Source organism: Aeromonas sp. QDB62 (genome assembly GCF_027705695.1).
GTDB classification, from domain to species: Bacteria; Pseudomonadota; Gammaproteobacteria; order Enterobacterales; family Aeromonadaceae; genus Aeromonas; species Aeromonas allosaccharophila.
In genome coordinates this window covers 88,654-105,557 of the sequence record NZ_JAPDCD010000014.1, presented here as the reverse complement: position 1 = coordinate 105,557, position 16,904 = coordinate 88,654, and the positions used below count along the sequence as shown (strand labels likewise).

The window sequence follows — 16,904 nt, the reverse complement described above, 5'->3', positions numbered from 1 at the left end:
CGTGTTGAGCTAACCCATACTAATTACCCGTGAGGCTTAACCATACAACACCCAAGAAGTGTTCTGGGCCTTGTAGCGAATGAACGAACTACTCAAATTCAGTGATAGCGACAAGCCAATAGGAAACTCGTTATTCACGTCAGCTTTCCAAGATTGAAGAATTTGCCTGGCGGCCATAGCGCCGTGGAACCACCTGATCCCATGCCGAACTCAGAAGTGAAACGCGGTAGCGCCGATGGTAGTGTGGCATTCGCCATGCGAGAGTAGGACACTGCCAGGCTTTAATTAAGCAATCACAGCGATGTGGTTGGTCGCGATACAACGTCAGGTTGTGTTGGACAAAAGATTTAGATAGCGCACACAGTGCGGTCTTTACCGGTTAGTGTGCTGATATGGCTCAGTTGGTAGAGCGCATCCTTGGTAAGGATGAGGTCCCCAGTTCGACTCTGGGTATCAGCACCATTATTGAAGTAGTAAAGCTTTTGCCTGACGGCAATAGCGCCGTGGAACCACCTGATCCCATGCCGAACTCAGAAGTGAAACGCGGTAGCGCCGATGGTAGTGTGGCATTCGCCATGCGAGAGTAGGACACTGTCAGGCACCTATTTAGAAGAGGCCTCCCATTCGGGAGGCCTTTTTGCATTTCTGCGTTTCAAAAATCGGCCCTGCTGCCAGCATTTTAGTAAAAATGCTGGGCTATCAAGGGATTGCCCGTTACTCTTTAGCCGTTACCGATTAACACGTGATGCTGCCAGCGAGGTATTGATGGCTACGTTGAAGGAAATTGCACAGGAGGCGGGGGTGTCGCTCGCCACGGTATCCCGGGTACTGAACGAGGATCCCAGCCTGAGCGTCAAGGAAGAGACCAAGCAGCGGATCTTCGAGATTGCCGAACGGCTGGAGTACAAGACCAGCAGCGCCCGCAAGGGGGTTCACAAGAGCAAGCTGCACTTTCTGGTGGTCTACTCCTACCCGCAGAGTACCGAGGTTAACGATCCCTACTATCTCGCCATCCGTTATGGCATCGAGACCCAGAGTGCCCGTCTCAACATCGAACTGACCCACCTCTACAACTGTGGTGAGGGACGCGAGCTGACCGCCGTGGACGGTATCCTGGTGGTGGGGAGCCTCTCGGCCGAGCGTCTGGCGCAGCTACGCACCTGCTCCAGCATGCTGGTCTTTGTCGATTCCCGGGCCATGGAGGAGTTTGACTCGGTCGACGTGGATCTCGCCCTGATCAGTCAGCAAGTGGTGGATTACTTTATCGCTCAGGGGCACCAGCGCATCGGCTATATCGGTGGGCAGGATGAGAATCCGGATCTGCGTGAGCTGGCCTTCAAAGATTATGGCCAGCGACTGGGGGTGGTGCAGGAGAGCGATCTCTATCGCGGCGACTTCTCCAGTGCCTCCGGCTACCGGCTGGCAAAAGAGATGCTGGCAGGGGATTGGCCCAGGGCGCTGTTCGTTGCCTCCGACTCTATCGCCATTGGGGTGCTGCGGGCCATCCACGAGAGGGGATTGTCGATTCCCCAGCAGATTGAGCTGATTAGCGTCAACGATATTCCGACCGCCAAGTTCACCTTTCCGCCGCTCTCCACGGTGCGGATCCACTCCGAGTTGATGGGCTCCCAAGGGGTTAATCTGCTGGTCGAACGGCTGCGTGACGAGCGTGATATTCCCCTTCGGGTACTGGTGCCGAGTCGCCTGACCCTGCGTGGCACCACTCGTTGATTTTAGTAAAATAAATTCTGTTTTAGTCGCGTCATCTTGCGGTGGCGCGGCCTCATCCCTTTATCATCCTCTCCCTTATTTCTCCTGATAAATTCATAATGCATTGTTTTACGGTGGTTTTAGCCATTTTTTGCCTGCATTTATCAACATCCATGCCATCACTGCCTGCTTTATCCCCTTTTATCCTCCGATTCAGATCTCGCTCACAAAACCATCCAGCCATTGTGATCAGGTTAAAACTTTACCGATCCAAAACTGATATTTAGTAAATGTTTATCTAAAGTTTACCCAGTCAAAGTTGCCTTGTTCCGGGAGGACATGTGAATAACTGGGAAAACGTCCAATTCGTTGGTGAAAACAGGCTGGCTCCGCGTGCCTACTTCTTCTCTTATGCCGACCACGCGCTGGCGGCCACCATGCAGCGCGAGCTGAGCCGCCGTTTTCTGGGCCTTAGCGGTCAGTGGCAGTTCCACTACTTCGACCACCCTCTGCAGGTGCCGGAGGCCTTCTATCACAGCCCTATGAGCGAGTGGGGCCAGATCACTGTGCCCAACATGTGGCAGATGGAAGGGCATGGCAATCTGCAGTACACCGACGAAGGTTTTCCCTTCCCCATCGACGTACCCTTCGTGCCGACCAACAACCCCACCGGCGCTTATCAGCGCAGCTTCACGCTGAGCCCGGCCTGGGATGGCGAGCAGGTGATCATCAAGTTTGACGGGGTCGAGACCTACTTCGAGGTCTATGTGAACGGCCACTACGTCGGCTTCAGCAAGGGCAGTCGCCTCACTGCCGAGTTCGATATCAGCGCTTACGCCAAGATTGGTGAGAACCTGCTGTCGGTGCGGGTGATGCAGTGGGCCGACTCCACCTATATCGAAGATCAGGACATGTGGTGGATGGCGGGGATCTTCCGCGATGTCTATCTGGTGGGCAAACCGGCCGCCCATGTGCAGGACTTCTTCATCCGCACCGCGCTGGCCGATGATAATCAAAGCGCTACCCTGAGCTGCGATATCCAGCTGGAAAATCTGGGTGCGGCTGCCCGTGATCACCGTCTGGTCTGGTCGCTGCTGGATCAGGGCAACGAGATCGCCAGCGGCTCGCTCGACCATCTCGCCATCGACGGCAAGTGTGATTGCCGCTTCACGCTGGATCTGGCCAACCCCCATCTGTGGAGCGCCGAAGACCCCTACCTCTATCAGCTGCAACTCTCCCTCTACAGCGGTCAGGGCGAGCTGCTGGAGGTGATCCCGCAGCGGGTCGGGGTGCGTGAAATCAAGGTCAAGGATGGTCTCTTCTACGTCAACGGCCACTACCTCAAGCTGCACGGGGTGAACCGTCACGACAACGACCACCTCAAGAGCCGCGCGGTCGGTATGGACCGTGTTGAACGGGACATCGTGCTGATGAAGCAGCACAACCTCAACTCGGTGCGCACTGCCCACTACCCGAATGACCCGCGTTTCTACGAGCTGTGTGACCAGTACGGTCTGTTCGTGATGGCGGAGACCGACGTGGAGACCCACGGCTTTGCCAACGTCGGCGATCTCAGCCGCATCACCAATGACCCCTTCTGGGAGCCGGTGTTCGTGGATCGCATCGAGCGCCACGTGCACGCCCAGAAGAACCACCCCTCCATCATCATCTGGTCGCTCGGCAACGAGTCCGGCTACGGCTGCAACATCAGAGCCATGTACCAGCGCTGCAAGGCGATCGACCCGACCCGGCTGGTGCACTACGAAGAGGATCGCGATGCCGAGGTGGTGGATGTGGTGAGCACCATGTATTCGCGCGTCTCCCAGATGAACTGCTTCGGCGAGTTCCCGATGGAGAAGCCGCGCATTATCTGTGAATACGCCCACGCCATGGGCAACGGTCCGGGTGGCCTTAGCGAATACCAGCAGGTGTTCGACCGCCATCCCCACATTCAGGGTCATTACATCTGGGAGTGGTGCGATCACGGCATTCTGGATCAGGACGAGCAGGGGCGCGCCGTCTACAAGTACGGCGGCGACTATGGTGACTACCCCAACAACTACAACTTCTGCATGGATGGCCTCATCTATCCGGATCAGACCCCTGGGCCGGGCCTGCGCGAATACAAGCAGGTGATCTGCCCGGTCAAGGTGCGGGCGCTGGATCTGACCAGCGGCAAGCTGGCGGTGGAAAACCGCTACTGGTTCTCCACTCTCGACGACATCCGCCTGCTGGTCGAAGTGAAGGCCGAGGGCGAACTGCTGGCCAGCCAGCAAATCCGGCTGGAAGGGGTGGCTCCCGGTGCCATCACCGAGCTGCAACTCGAGCTGCCATCCCTCGATGGGCGGGAAACCTTCCTCCAGCTGCGGGTCATCAAGGCTACCGCTACCCGCTATAGCGCGGCGGAGCACGAGCTGGGCCAGTACCAGTTCCAGCTGAAAGAGTCGACTCGCCAGCTGCAGCCCTTTGCCAATCCCAACGCCACCGCATTGCAGATTGCCGACGAGCGGCTCGCGCTGACCTTGAGCGGCAGCGGCTTCGCCCTGCGCTTCTCGCGTCTGGACGGCAAGCTGGTGAGCTGGCAGCAGGATGGTATCGAGCTGATTGAGCGCTCGCCGCGCCTCACCTTCTTCAAGCCGATGATCGACAACCACAAGCAGGAGTACGAGAGCCTGTGGCACCCGAACCACCTGCAGATCATGCAGGAGCACTTCCGCACTCTGAGCTGGCGTCAGCTGGGTGGCGCGGTCGAGGTGACGGTCGAGAGCCTGATCGCGCCGCCGGTGTTCGACTTCGGCATGCGTTGCCGCTACGTCTACACCCTGAGCCCGAATGGCCAGCTGCACGTGGCACTGTCCGGTCAGCCCTACGGCGGCTATGACGACATCATTCCCAAGATCGGCTTCGAGCTGGGTATTCGTCAGGATCTCGACCGGGTGCACTACTACGGCATGGGACCGGGTGAAAACTATCAGGACAGCCGCCAGAGCAACTGGATCGACCGCTTCAACAGTACGGTGGGCGAGATGTGGGAGCACTACCCCTTCCCGCAGGACAACGGCAACCGCCAGCAGGTGCGCTGGGCGACCCTGACCAACCGCCACGGCGCCGGTCTCTACGTGCGGCCCGATGCCCCCATCAACCTGAGCGTCTGGCCCTACAGCTGGGAGCATATCCATGCGGCGCAGCACATCAACGAGCTGGAGCCGAGCGGTTATCTCACCCTCAATCTGGATCACAAGGTGCTGGGGCTGGGCTCCAACTCCTGGGGTTCCGAGGTGCTGGACTCCTGGCGGGTGCGCTTCGAGCCGTTCAGCTTCGGCCTGACCCTGCTGCCCATCGCTCGCGGCAACCTCAATCCGGCTGCGCTGGCCGGGCTCGATCTCACCATCAACGGCGGGAGGAACCTCGCATGATCACCCTGGACAACCTGACCCTGTTCAAAAACATCTACCGGGAGGGCAAGAAGTGGGGCCGCTGCGTGGAGGCCATCAACAACCTGGCCAACCTGAAGCCCGGCATCTGCCACTCCATCGGTGACTCCCTCACCTACCGCTTGCAGGAGGGGGCCAGCCCGGCCACCTCCCTGTTCGAGGGGCAACGCCGCTACTTCGACGTTCACTACTACCTGGAAGGGGAAGAGACGGTGGAGTGGGCTGCCAAGCGCGAGCTGGGCGTCGAGCAGCCCTATGACGACACCACGGATCGCGAGTGGCTGGCCGGTGAGGTGCGTGAGCGCCAGAAAGTCGGCAAAGGTCAGGTGGTGATCTTCGAGAACGACGAGGCTTATCGGTTCGTCGGCGACGGGCCGGTGCGCAAGCTGATCATCAAGGTCACCGTCGAAGGCGGCTACTTCAAAAACAAATAACAAGCCGCTGTTTTTGCACTGATAAAAGCCGGAAGGACGGGGCTCACCCTACAACTCATGCCCCGCCCTTTCGCGGAAATAACTACAGGTCTGGAGATGCACCATGTCTGATTCCAAACGCAATACGATAGGCAAGTTTGGTCTGCTGTCGCTCACCTTCGCGGCGGTATTCAGCTTCAACAACGTCATCAACAACAACATCGAGATCGGTCTGGCCTCGGCCCCGGCCCCGATGTTCTTTCTGGCCACCATTTTTTACTTCATTCCGTTCTGCCTGATCATTGCGGAATTTGTGTCACTGAACAAAAACTCCGAAGCGGGGGTGTATGCCTGGGTGAAGAGCTCCCTCGGCGGTCGCTGGGCCTTTATCTCCGCCTACACCTACTGGTTCGTGAACCTGTTCTTCTTCACCTCCTTGCTGCCGCGGGTCATCGCCTACGCCTCCTATGCCTTCCTCGGCTACGAATACATTTTCACCCCGCTGGCGACCACTTTCTTAAGCATGGTGCTGTTTGCCTTTGCCACCTATGTCTCCACCAATGGCGCCAAGCTGCTGGGCCCCATCACCTCGGTGACCTCGTCCCTGATGCTGCTGCTGACCCTCTCCTACATTCTGCTGGCAGGTGTGGCGTTAGTCGGTGGTGTACAACCGGCTGACCCCATCACGGTAGAGGCCATGGTCCCCGATTTCAGCTGGGCCTTCCTGGGTATTACGACCTGGATCTTCATGGCAGCCGGTGGCGCCGAGTCGGTGGCGGTCTACGTCAATGACGTGAAAGGCGGCTCCAAATCCTTCGTGAAAGTGATCATCGTCGCCGGGCTCTTCATTGGTGTGCTCTACTCCATCGCCTCCCTGCTGATCAACGTGTTTGTCCATAGCGACACCCTGAAATTTACCGGTGGCTCGGTGCAGGTGTTCGAGGGGCTGGCGGCCCATTTCGGTCTGCCCACCGTGCTGATGAACCGCTTCGTCGGTCTGGTCTCCTTCACCGCCATGTTCGGCTCCCTGCTGATGTGGACGGCGACTCCGGTGAAGATCTTCTTCTCCGAAATTCCGGCCGGCATCTTCGGCAAGAAGACCGTCGAGCTGAACGAGAACGGCGTGCCCGCCCGTGCAGCCTGGATCCAGTACCTCATCGTGCTGCCGCTGATGGTGATCCCGACCCTGGGTTCCAACACCGCGCAGGATCTGATGAACACCGTCATCAACATGACCGCTGCCGCCTCCATGCTGCCGCCGCTGTTCATCATGCTGGCCTACCTCAATCTGCGCCTGAAGCTCGACCACCTGCCACGGGATTTCAAGATGGGCTCGCGCACCACCGGCATCGCCGTGGTCTCGGTGCTGATCGCCATCTTCTCGGTGGGCTTCCTCGCCTCCACCTTCCCGACTGGCGCCGACATCATGACCATCATCTTCTACAACGTTGGCGGGATCGTGATTTTCCTCGGCTTCGCCTGGTGGAAGTACAACCGCTACGAAGCCTCCCTGAGTGCTGACGCGCGGGTGAAAGAGGCCCAGCCGACCAGCCAGATTTCCGTCCGGGCATCCTGACGATAACCCTGACCAGACCGGCCCCCGTGGCCAGGAGAGATCAACCGGGTGGCTGCGGCCACCCGTTACCCGTTGCACCATTGAGCACAAGAACCGAACACAAGGAGAAAGGAATGAGCGAGACGATCGAGTTTGCCGAATTCAAACGGGTCGAGATGAAGGTGGGCAAGGTGCTGGAGGTGGTGCGCCACCCCGGGGCTGACAAACTCTACATCGTCCAGATCGACGTGGGTGGCGAGCGGCCACTGCAGACCGTCACCAGTCTGGTGCCCTACTACAGCGAAGCGGAGCTGATGGGCAGCGAAGTGGTGGTGCTGACCAACCTCAAGCCGACCAAGATGCGCGGCGAGCGATCCGAGTGCATGTTGCTCTGCGCCGAGACCTCGGACGAGAGCCAGAGCGTGCTGTTACAGCCGCAGGTGCCGATGGCGCCGGGCACCCCGATCGTCTGAACCACGGATTGAACGCCGGGGCAGCAGGGCTGCGTCGGTGTGTGAAGGGGCGCCATGAGCTGCCCCTCTGACCATAACAAGAGAGTAAACGGCGCGGCCAGCTGGCAGGCGCCGAACACATTCAGAGTCATAGCGCCCCGTACGAAGGGGCGTGAATCTACCGGAGGACACCATGTCTGAATCAGTACGCGGCACCATCGGCAAATTTGCCCTGTTGTCGATGACCTTTGCCGCCGTGTTCAACGTGCGCAATATCGTCAACAACAACATCGAGCTGGGGCTCAGCTCCGCCCCCATTTTCCTGCTGGCGACTTTGGTCTACTTCGTGCCATTCGTCTTCATCATTGCCGAGTTCGTTTCGGCCAACAAAGATTCCGAGTCGGGGATGTACGACTGGCTGAAAAAACCGCTCGGCACCCGGATGGCCTATCTGGGCTCCTTCCTCTACTGGTTTGTGAACCTGTTCTGGTTCGTCTCATTGCTGCCCAATGTCATCGCCTACGCCTCTTACGCCATGCTGGGCTATGAGTACAGCTTCTCGCCGACCGTCACCTCGATCATCTCCATCGTGCTGTTCGCGGCGGCGACCCATATTTCCACCAAGGGGGCGAGCTGGCTCGGCAAGATTGCCGAACTGGTGGCCTATGGCGTGTTTGCCCTGTTTGCCATCTATGTGCTGGGTGCCCTGATGGCGCTCGGTGGTGACCATGTGGCGGCCCAGCCGATCACGCTGGAGGCCATGACCCCCACCGTCAACTGGGCGACCCTCGGCATCATGTGCTGGATCTTCCAGGCGGCGGGCGGTGCCGAAACCGCGGCTGCCTATCTCAATGACGTGAAGGGCGGCCAGAAGTCCTTTATCAAGGTGATCATCACCGCCGGTATCGTCATCGGTGCCATGTATGCGCTGGGTTCCCTGCTGGTGAACGTGTTCGTGCCGCGCGAGAGCCTCACCTATGCCGGTGGCATGGTGGAGATCTTCACCGGCATGGCGCAGTACTTCGGGCTCTCCGAGACCCTGGTGGGTCGCGCGGTCGGTATCGTGCTGTTCATCGCCATGTTCGGCTCCATGATGATGTGGACCTCGGCGCCGGTGAAGATCCACTTCTCCGAGATCCCGCAGGGTGTCTACGGCGACAAGACCACCCGCCTCAACAAGCACGGGGTGCCGGTGCGTGCCGCCTGGTGGCAGTTTGTCTTCGTGTTTGTGATGCTGGTGGTCAACGGTTTCGGTTCCGAGTCGGTACAGCAGATGATGAATACCGCCATCAACCTGACCGCCGGTACTGCCATGCTGCCGCCGATCTTCATCATGGTTGCCTACTTCGTGTTCCGCTGGAAACATGACGACACCCCCCGCGACTTCCGCATGGGATCGCGCAAGTTCGGCATGGGCGTGGTGTCGGTGCTGATCGCCATCTTCGTGGTGAGCATGATCGCCTCCGCCTTCCCGAGCGGGGTGGATCTGGTGCGCGCCTTCTTCATCAACGTCTTTATGACCGCGGTCTTCTCGGCGCTGGCCTACTGGTGGATCTCCCGCTTCGAGAAGCGGCAGGCCCGCAAAGCCGGTGGCAATGAGAAGAAAAGCGGCAACGGCACGCTGGCCAGCCAGCGCTGATCGGCGGAGCGAAAAAACGAGACGGGCGGCCCAGGTCGCCCGTTTTTTTATCCATTTATCGCCGGTTTGGCGCTATCTGGCCGCGGGTCGTCAACTTCCGCTATTCGACAAAGCAAAGGCGTTAAGCATTGATGAACAATTAACCGCCACTCAACGTTGCGCCGCTTCGATATCGGGGTAAGCTGGGGGTTCGTTTCAACGGGAGGTGCCAGACACCTCCTGTTGTGTTTCTTGTCCTTCCCGATCCTGACCTTTTGCCAAGAAGGCAGGATGCGCTCTGATGGAGACCCCTTGTGCGTCTGGATCCCTTTACTGTTGTGCTGATTGCGGTGGTCACCCTGGCCTCCCTCTTTCCCTGCGAGGGGCAGGTGGCCGTCTGGTTCGGTCTGCTGACCAAGCTGGCGGTGGCGCTGCTCTTTTTCATGCATGGCGCCAAGCTGTCGCGCCAGAACCTGCTGGCGGGCCTCGGCCACTGGCGGCTCCATCTGGTGGTGATGCTCAGCACCTTCGTGCTGTTCCCGCTGCTCGGGCTGCTGCTTACGCCGCTGGTGCCCAGCTGGCTGAGTCCGGCCATCTACCTCGGCTTCCTCTATCTCTGTGCTTTGCCTGCCACAGTGCAGTCAGCCATCGCCTTCACCTCTATGGCGGGGGGCAATGTGTCGGCGGCGGTGTGCAGCGCCTCGGCCTCCAGCATCCTCGGCATCTTCCTCTCGCCGGTGCTGGTGGGGATGATGATCCACGTGCAGGGGGAGGGGGTCGATACCTGGCACTCCATTCAGGCCATCATGGTGCAGCTGATGCTGCCGTTTGTGGTGGGTCATCTGTCGCGGCCGATCATCGGCCGCTGGGTCGACAGCCACCGGCCGATGATCGGCAAGCTGGATCAGAGCTCCATCCTGCTGGTGGTCTACGTCGCCTTCAGCGAGGCGGTGGTGCAGGGGATCTGGCGTCAAGTAGGTTGGTACGATCTGGCCAGCATCGTGCTGCTGAGCTGCGTCTTGCTGGCGCTGGTGCTCTGCTGGAACGTCTGGATCAGCCGCCGCCTCGGCTTCAACAAGGCGGACGAGATCACCATCGTCTTCTGCGGCTCGAAGAAGAGCCTCGCCAACGGGGTGCCGATGGCCAACGTCATGTTCCCCGCCGCCAGCGTCGGCGTCATGGTGCTGCCACTGATGATCTTCCACCAGATCCAGCTGATGGTGTGCGCCGTGCTGGCCCGCCGCTATCACGAGCAGGGGCATTGATCATCGCGCCGTTTGCATTGTCATAACAAGAGGGAGGCTGTTGGCCTCCCTCTTCTCATCTGCATGCCGACTGGCGTACTAGCGTTTGCGCCAGACGGTCAGCTGCGCCACCGTGTGCTGGTATTTGCGGGCGGTCTCGCGGATGACGAAAGGCACATCCCGCGGCGGGCAGTGCTCCTCGAACTCCGCCGCCAGCAGCCGTTGCAGCGCCTGATAGGTGGTGAGCGCCTCGCCGTTTTCGCGAATGCCGCCGAGCCAGTTGGCGGGCGGGGTATATTCCGCCAGCCAGGTGTAGGGGCTGGTGAGCACCAGCAGGCCACCGCTGCGCAGCCGGGGAGCGATATCCCGCAGGAAACGGGCGGGCTCCCGCAGCCGGTCGATCAGATTGGAGGCGAGCACCAGATCGTAGTGGTCATATTTGGGCTTGAGGTTGCAGGCATCCCCCTGACTGAAGTGGATGCGCTCAGCCTGACTCGCCCCCAGTCCGTGGCTCGACAGGCGTGCCTCGCAATACTCCACCAGTTCACCCTCCAGCGGAATGGCGTAGCGGAAACTGTCCTGGCTGGCGAGGGCCAGCGCCACATCGATGAAGCGGGCCGAGTAGTCCACCCCGTCCACATGCTGGAAGTGGCGGGCCAGCTCGAAGCTGGCGCGGCCGGTGGCGCAGCCAATATCCAGCGCCCGCTGGTGGTTGCTGCACAGCTCGCCAGCAAGGTCAGCAAGCGTCTTGGCGTAGTTGGCCACCCCGAAGTGGCTCGGGCCGTACTGGAAGTCGAGGTACTGAGCGACGAGCGTGTCGGTTTCATAGGGATTCACGATAACGGGTTCCTGATAACGGGAGACCAGATAGCGGAAACCCGCATGCTGGAAGAAGTGACGCCGGAAGGCGTAACGGGATGATTTGAGCGCTTCGTTGCCGGTACTGATCCAGCTGCCGCCCTTGATCAGGGTGTGCTTGCCATCAAAGGTGGGGGTGGAGAAGTCGTCGTAGAGCGGGTGGATTTTAAAACCGTCGAAGCCATCGATGGCGGTGCTGGTCCACTGCCAGACATTGCCCACCAGATCGAAGAACGCCCCTTGCGGGCAGGCATCCACCGGGCAGGACGACGCGAAGCGGGCCAGATTGATATTGCCGGGGGCCTCCGTCCAGTCCGGCTGATCGCCGGGTACCTGTTCGCGCAGCAGCTGCCATTCTGCCTCGCTCGGCAGCTGGATAGGGAGTCCGGTCTGGGCCGCCTTCCAGCGGCAGAAGGCGGCCGCCTCCAGCTGGTTCACCTCGACCGGCCAGTCCCAGGGCATGGCAACCTGTTCGGTCATCAGCCGCAGCTGCAATTGCCCGGGTTCGGCGGGGTCGCCGACCCAGAAGGTGGGCATCTGCGCCTTGGCATACTGACACCAGCTCCATCCCTCCTCATTCCACCACTGCTGCTGGCCGTAGCCGCCCGCCTGTACGAAGGCGAGGTACTCGGCATTGTTCACCAGCATGCGGCTGGCCTGAAACGGGGCCAGCTCGATATGGCGCTCGCCATATTCGTTGTCCCAGCCGTAGGTGGCGTCCTGCTTGCCAAGGCGCACCTTGCCGCCAGCCACCGGTAGCAGGCTGTTGGTTGGCACCTGCTCAATGCGGTGGCGCGCTTCGGTGCAGGCGGGCCAATAAGGTTGCGGCCGCACCCAGGCGAGCGGCAACTGGCGGATCAGCACGCTGGAGGTCTCGAGGTGGATGCGCTCGTGCTCTATCCCCATCAGGATCACCCAGGCCGGGCTCTGCCAGTCGATGGGCAGGGTGAGTGGCATCTGGCGGATGAAGTCGCACACCAGAGTACGGACTTTGGCACGATAGCTGCGCAGCTCGGTGACTTTTGGCCAGTCGTAGTGGGTCTCGTCCAGATCGTCCCAGCTCATCTCGTCCACCCCGATGGCGACCATGGCCTCGATACGGGCATCCAGCCGCTGGTCGATCAGGCGCGCCGCCAGCAGCTTGTTGATAAAGAAGGCGGCGGTGTGGCCGTAGTAGAAGATGAGCGGGTGGCGCAGCGGGATCGCCTTGTTGAACCAGGCCCGCTCATCGGCCAGACAGTCGAACAGCGAGTCGTAGAGATCGAAGGTCTGGCAGAAGTAGCCAAGCAGCTCGCGCCGTTTCTGCTCGGGGTCGTTACCGGTCAGCAACGGTGTGCGAGTCGGTGCTGGCAGACCGACGGCAGTGGCATAGAGAGGGCTTGCTTGGGTCACGCTCTGACTCCTTGTTGGCGGTGAAGACTGACAAGACAGTGGTAATGACATTACCGCAATAGAGAGCTTGGTACGCACGAAGTACCACTATTGGCTCAACAGATCGGTACGGCAATCAAAAATTGCCACGGGCTGTCAGCATAGTGACCGGCAGGGCGACCCGCCAATCAGCCATAAACATACCCGTTCGAGGATGGCCATTTTCACCAACATATGGTCTAAATGACTCTCTAAATACTGAAATTGGTGCAGGTGAAAATAGTTATTTCCTTTTGAATCATGAAGTTGATTTTTTGGCGCACGCTTTGCAAAGCATGAAAACCCATTGGCCCCGGATGGCCAATAGATAACGAGGAGAGTGGTGATGAAGTGGATGATGGTTGTCATGCTGGTGGCTGGGCTCAGTGGTTGCAACTGGCTGGACGAAACCCGGATCAGCGGTGCTGGCGCCGTGATCGAGCGCCAGCAACCGTTGGGCGAGAGGGTGACCCGGGTGTTGGCGGGCGTGCCTGCCACCCTCTATCTGGTGGCGGGGGAGCCGCGCGGCATCCTGATCAAGGGGCAGGAGAACCTGCTGCCCTATCTGGAGCTGACCGAGCGGGACGACAAGCTGGAGATCGAGGTGAAGGAGGGTTACCGGCTCGACCCCACCGAGCCGCTGGAGCTGACCATTACCCTGCCCGAGCTCCATGAATTGGCGCTGGCGGGCATTGCCAGCGGCGAGTTGCGCGGCTTCAAGGGGGATTCGCTGGTGCTGTCGGTGGCCGGGGTCGGTGACCTGACAGCCAGCGGGCTGGAGATGAACCGGTTGGAAGGCAATATTGCCGGGGCGGGCAGTCTGGATCTGGGGGAGGGATCGGCCAAAGCGCTCACGCTGAACATTGCCGGGTCGGGTGATATTCAGGGGGGCAATCTCAAGGGTCAGGAGGTCGAGGTCAATATCGCCGGCAGCGGAGATGTGGAGGTGCGGGCGCAGGATCTGCTCAAGGTCGGCATCGCGGGCTCGGGGTCGGTCAGCTATTGGGGCGATCCCCGGCTGCGTAGCGAGATCGCCGGTTCCGGCGATGTGAGTCGTGTCGGCAGCTGAGGCCAACCGATCACCACAACTGAAACAGGCCCGTTACGGGCCTGTTTTGATCAGAGGTGGCGGGCGTGAAAGCGCAGGTGCGCCTCGATAAAGCTCGCCACGAAGTAGTAGCTGTGGTCATAGCCCTCGTGGCGGTTGAGCTCCAGTGGCCACTCCTTGCTGGTGGCCACTTCGGCCAGCGCATCGATATGCAACTGCTCGGCGAGAAAGGGATCATCCAGTCCCACATCCACCAGGGTGGGCAGCGGCGTGACCGGCTGGTGGCGCAGCAGTTGGCAGGCATCCCATTCCTGCCACAACAGCGGATTGCTGCCGAGATACGCCCCGAGCGCCTTCTGGCCCCAGGGGCAGCGGCTCGGGTGGCAGATCGGGCTGAACGCCGAGACCGAGCGGTAGCGACCGGGCTCCCGCAACGCGGCGATCAGCGCACCGTGACCGCCCATGGAGTGGCCGCTGATGGCGCGTCGGGTCGAGACCGGGAAGTGGGTCTCTATCACCTCAGGCAACTCGCGGGTGACGTAGTCATACATCTGGTAGTGAGCCTGCCAGGGGCTCTGGCTGGCATTGACGTAAAAGCCTGCCCCCATGCCGAGGTCATAACCGGGATCGTCCGCTACGCCGTCGCCGCGCGGGCTGGTGTCCGGTGCAACCAGCGCGATGCCGAGCTCGGCGGCGATGCGCTGGGCGCCCGCCTTCTGCATGAAGTTCTCATCGGTGCAGGTGAGGCCGCTGAGCCAGTAGAGCACCGGCACCTTCTGGCCGGTGAGGGCCTGAGGCGGCAGATAGATGGCAAAATTCATCTCGCAGCCGAGCACACTGGCGCGGTGGCGATAGCGCTTGTGCCAGCCGCCGAAGCTCTTGTTGCTGCTGATAATCTCCAGATTCATCGAAGGACTCCTGCACCCCGCCCACGAAGGCGGGCGGGGTGATCAAGCTCAGTAGTGGATGACGGTGCGGATGCTCTTGCCTTCATGCATCAGATCGAACGCCTCGTTGATCTGCTCAAGGGGCATGGTGTGGGTGATGAAGTCATCGAGGCGGAACTCACCCTGCATGTAGCGCTGCACATAGCTCGGCAGTTCGCTGCGACCGCGTACCCCGCCGAAGGCGCTGCCGCGCCAGACCCGGCCGGTCACCAGCTGGAACGGACGGGTACTGATCTCCTGACCCGCGCCGGCCACGCCGATGATGACCGACTCGCCCCAGCCCTTGTGGCAGCACTCCAGCGCCGCACGCATTACTTTGACGTTGCCGATGCATTCGAAGGAGAAGTCGACGCCGCCATCGGTCAGCTCGACGATCACTTCCTGAATCGGTTTGTCGTAATCGTTCGGGTTGATGCAGTCGGTGGCGCCCAGCTTGCGGGCCAGCTCGAACTTGCTCTCGTTGATGTCGATGGCGATGATGCGACCAGCCTTGGCCAGACGGGCGCCGATCACTGCGGAGAGGCCGATGCCGCCCAGCCCGAAGATGGCGACGCTCTCACCCTCTTTCACCTTGGCGGTGTTCATCACGGCGCCGATGCCGGTGGTGACGCCGCAACCGAGCAGGCAGACCTCTTCCAGCGGGGCGGCCGGGTCGACCTTGGCGATGGAGATTTCCGGCAGTACCGTGTATTCGCTGAAGGTGGAGGTGCCCATGTAGTGATAGATGGGCTGGCCATCTTTCGAGAAGCGGGTGGTGCCGTCCGGCATCAGCCCCTTGCCCTGAGTGGCGCGGATCTTCTGGCAGAGGTTGGTCTTGCCGGATTTGCAGAATTTGCACTCGCCGCACTCGGGGGTGTAGAGCGGGATCACGTGATCGCCGACTTTGACGCTGGTGACCCCTTCGCCGACTGATTCGACGATGCCGCCCCCCTCGTGACCGAGAATACAGGGGAAGACCCCTTCCGGATCCTCACCAGACAGCGTGAAGGCATCGGTGTGGCAGACGCCGGTCGCGACGATGCGCACCCGCACCTCTCCCGCTTGTGGCGGCATGACCTCGATCTCTTCGATGGAAAGGGGCTGACCCGGGCCCCAGGCGATGGCGGCCTTACACTTGATGCTTTGAACCTGTGCCATAAATGACATCCTTCTTGTTGAGCAGGGTGAACAGAGATGAGTTCGGACAGTCAGTGTAGTTTCCCGCCGATTTGGTGATAATGAGGGCAAATCTCAAATCACTTTTACACACAGGTAATAATGTTCGGCTGGGAAGGGATCTGTGAATTTGTCAGCGTGGCAGAGCAGGGGGGCTTTACCCCGGCGGCACGCAAGCTGGGGGTGTCGGTGGCGCAAGTGAGTCGTCAGGTGGCGCAGCTGGAGGATCGGCTGCAGGCCAAGCTGCTGCTGCGCACCACCCGTCAGGTGCGGCTCACCGAGCTCGGCGAGATCTACTATCGCCACTGCCGTCAGCTGCTCGACAACCTCTACGAGGCTGAGCTGGCGGTGGGGCGCCATCAGGCCGTGCCGCAAGGCACCCTGCGCATCACGGCCCCCGTCTCTTACGGCGAGAGCCGCATCGCCCCGCTGGTGAACGACTTCATGGTGCGCTTCCCCCAGCTGGAGGTGACCCTCAACCTCACCAACCAGCTGCTGGATCTGGTGCACGAAGGCTACGATCTGGCGCTGCGGCTCGGCCACCTCAAGGATTCGACGCTGGTGGCGCGCAAGCTGGCGCAGCGGGTGCCCTATGTCTGCGCCTCACCGGCTTACACCGCCCGCCACGGCATGCCCAACAGCCTCTCCGAGCTGACCCGCCACACCTGTCTGGTGGGCAACAGTGACGAGTGGCATTTCACTCTGGATGGTCGCCCCCACAGCGTGCGGGTGCGCGGCCTGCTGCAGTGCAACAGCGGTCACGCCCTGCTGGATGCGGCGCTCAAGGGGATTGGCATCATCCAGCTGCCGGACTACTACGTGAGCGACCATCTGGCCCGTGGCGAACTGATCGAACTGCTGCCCGAACTGCGAGCGCCGGCCGAGGGGATCTGGGCCCTCTATCCCCACAACCGCCACCTCTCCCCCAAGGTGCGGCTGCTGGTGGACTATCTGGCCGAGCGGCTGAGCGACCCTCACCAACCGGCGCTGGTGATGCCGAGAGGCTAGGGCGCTTCCCGCCCGTTGACTCCCCGACGGCTGGCAGCAAACCCTCTGGCCG

Annotated in this window: 12 protein-coding genes, 1 tRNA gene and 2 rRNA genes; 12 read left to right on the top strand and 3 right to left on the bottom strand. The window is 60.8% G+C overall.

Translation table 11 applies throughout. From position 1 onward, the window contains the following. Positions 1–165 precede the first annotated feature (165 nt). The 10 genes from rrf (OKC27_RS09300) (at position 166) to OKC27_RS09255 (ending at position 10,447) form a co-directional block, all read left to right on the top strand. Positions 166–280: ribosomal RNA gene (gene rrf / locus OKC27_RS09300) — 5S ribosomal RNA — on the top strand. 106 nt (positions 281–386) lie between these two features. Continuing rightward, a tRNA-Thr gene (locus OKC27_RS09295) sits at positions 387–462 on the top strand. A 23-nt stretch (positions 463–485) separates the two neighbouring features. After that, positions 486–600 (top strand): 5S ribosomal RNA (gene rrf / locus OKC27_RS09290). 165 nt (positions 601–765) lie between these two features. Continuing rightward, positions 766–1,731: a transcriptional regulator EbgR gene (ebgR, locus tag OKC27_RS09285; protein WP_182938641.1), complete on the top strand. Its 966-nt coding sequence runs from the start codon at positions 766–768 to the stop codon at positions 1,729–1,731. A gap of 320 nt (positions 1,732–2,051) precedes the next feature. Then, positions 2,052–5,126, top strand: a complete 3,075-nt coding sequence (ebgA, locus tag OKC27_RS09280; RefSeq protein WP_182938642.1) for a beta-galactosidase subunit alpha — start codon at positions 2,052–2,054, stop codon at positions 5,124–5,126. Next, positions 5,123–5,578 carry a beta-galactosidase subunit beta gene (locus tag OKC27_RS09275; RefSeq protein ID WP_182938643.1) on the top strand — a complete coding sequence of 152 codons (456 nt, stop codon included), beginning with the start codon at positions 5,123–5,125 and terminating at the stop codon, positions 5,576–5,578. Before ebgA ends, OKC27_RS09275 begins: the two co-directional genes overlap by 4 nt. 103 nt (positions 5,579–5,681) lie before the next feature. Then, positions 5,682–7,133 carry an amino acid permease gene (locus OKC27_RS09270; protein WP_270806181.1) on the top strand — a complete coding sequence of 484 codons (1,452 nt, stop codon included), beginning with the start codon at positions 5,682–5,684 and terminating at the stop codon, positions 7,131–7,133. 113 nt (positions 7,134–7,246) lie between these two features. Beyond that, the gene (locus tag OKC27_RS09265; RefSeq protein ID WP_182938644.1) at positions 7,247–7,585 is read left to right on the top strand and encodes a tRNA-binding protein; all 339 of its coding nucleotides are present in this window, start codon (positions 7,247–7,249) and stop codon (positions 7,583–7,585) included. Between the two features lie 172 nt (positions 7,586–7,757). Next, positions 7,758–9,203: an amino acid permease gene (locus OKC27_RS09260; RefSeq protein ID WP_182938645.1), complete on the top strand. Its 1,446-nt coding sequence runs from the start codon at positions 7,758–7,760 to the stop codon at positions 9,201–9,203. A gap of 293 nt (positions 9,204–9,496) precedes the next feature. Next, positions 9,497–10,447 (top strand): bile acid:sodium symporter family protein, encoded by a 951-nt coding sequence (locus tag OKC27_RS09255; RefSeq protein ID WP_182938646.1) that lies wholly within the window; start codon positions 9,497–9,499, stop codon positions 10,445–10,447. 78 nt (positions 10,448–10,525) lie between these two features. Here OKC27_RS09255 and ovoA read toward each other — a convergent pair whose 3' ends face one another. Next, positions 10,526–12,676 (bottom strand): 5-histidylcysteine sulfoxide synthase, encoded by a 2,151-nt coding sequence (gene ovoA, locus OKC27_RS09250; RefSeq protein WP_182938647.1) that lies wholly within the window; start codon positions 12,674–12,676, stop codon positions 10,526–10,528. Positions 12,677–13,040: 364 nt separating this feature from the next. Here ovoA and OKC27_RS09245 point away from each other — a divergent pair, with 364 nt between their 5' ends. After that, positions 13,041–13,763 carry a head GIN domain-containing protein gene (locus tag OKC27_RS09245; RefSeq protein WP_182938648.1) on the top strand — a complete coding sequence of 241 codons (723 nt, stop codon included), beginning with the start codon at positions 13,041–13,043 and terminating at the stop codon, positions 13,761–13,763. A 50-nt stretch (positions 13,764–13,813) separates the two neighbouring features. Here OKC27_RS09245 and fghA read toward each other — a convergent pair whose 3' ends face one another. Together fghA and OKC27_RS09235 are read right to left on the bottom strand one after the other, a co-directional pair. Beyond that, positions 13,814–14,650 carry an S-formylglutathione hydrolase gene (gene fghA, locus OKC27_RS09240; RefSeq protein WP_182938649.1) on the bottom strand — a complete coding sequence of 279 codons (837 nt, stop codon included), beginning with the start codon at positions 14,648–14,650 and terminating at the stop codon, positions 13,814–13,816. A 48-nt stretch (positions 14,651–14,698) separates the two neighbouring features. After that, entirely contained in the window at positions 14,699–15,826 is a 1,128-nt protein-coding gene (locus tag OKC27_RS09235; protein ID WP_124930421.1) for an S-(hydroxymethyl)glutathione dehydrogenase/class III alcohol dehydrogenase, read from the bottom strand. Between the two features lie 120 nt (positions 15,827–15,946). On the opposite strand from OKC27_RS09235, the gene OKC27_RS09230 reads away from it, so the two are divergent. Next, positions 15,947–16,852 carry a LysR substrate-binding domain-containing protein gene (locus OKC27_RS09230; protein ID WP_042062478.1) on the top strand — a complete coding sequence of 302 codons (906 nt, stop codon included), beginning with the start codon at positions 15,947–15,949 and terminating at the stop codon, positions 16,850–16,852. The last annotated feature ends 52 nt before the right edge of the window (positions 16,853–16,904 follow it).

What these genes read in the sequence shown, in the direction of transcription:
- ebgR (WP_182938641.1), top strand. Translation starts at nt 766, where the DNA reads ATGGCTACGTTGAAGGAAATTGCACAGGAGGCGGGGGTGTCGCTCGCC.
- OKC27_RS09275 (WP_182938643.1), top strand. Translation starts at nt 5,123, where the DNA reads ATGATCACCCTGGACAACCTGACCCTGTTCAAAAACATCTACCGGGAG.
- OKC27_RS09270 (WP_270806181.1), top strand. Translation starts at nt 5,682, where the DNA reads ATGTCTGATTCCAAACGCAATACGATAGGCAAGTTTGGTCTGCTGTCG.
- OKC27_RS09265 (WP_182938644.1), top strand. Translation starts at nt 7,247, where the DNA reads ATGAGCGAGACGATCGAGTTTGCCGAATTCAAACGGGTCGAGATGAAG.
- OKC27_RS09260 (WP_182938645.1), top strand. Translation starts at nt 7,758, where the DNA reads ATGTCTGAATCAGTACGCGGCACCATCGGCAAATTTGCCCTGTTGTCG.
- OKC27_RS09245 (WP_182938648.1), top strand. Translation starts at nt 13,041, where the DNA reads ATGAAGTGGATGATGGTTGTCATGCTGGTGGCTGGGCTCAGTGGTTGC.
- fghA (WP_182938649.1), bottom strand. Translation starts at nt 14,650, where the DNA reads ATGAATCTGGAGATTATCAGCAGCAACAAGAGCTTCGGCGGCTGGCAC.
- OKC27_RS09235 (WP_124930421.1), bottom strand. Translation starts at nt 15,826, where the DNA reads ATGGCACAGGTTCAAAGCATCAAGTGTAAGGCCGCCATCGCCTGGGGC.
- OKC27_RS09230 (WP_042062478.1), top strand. Translation starts at nt 15,947, where the DNA reads ATGTTCGGCTGGGAAGGGATCTGTGAATTTGTCAGCGTGGCAGAGCAG.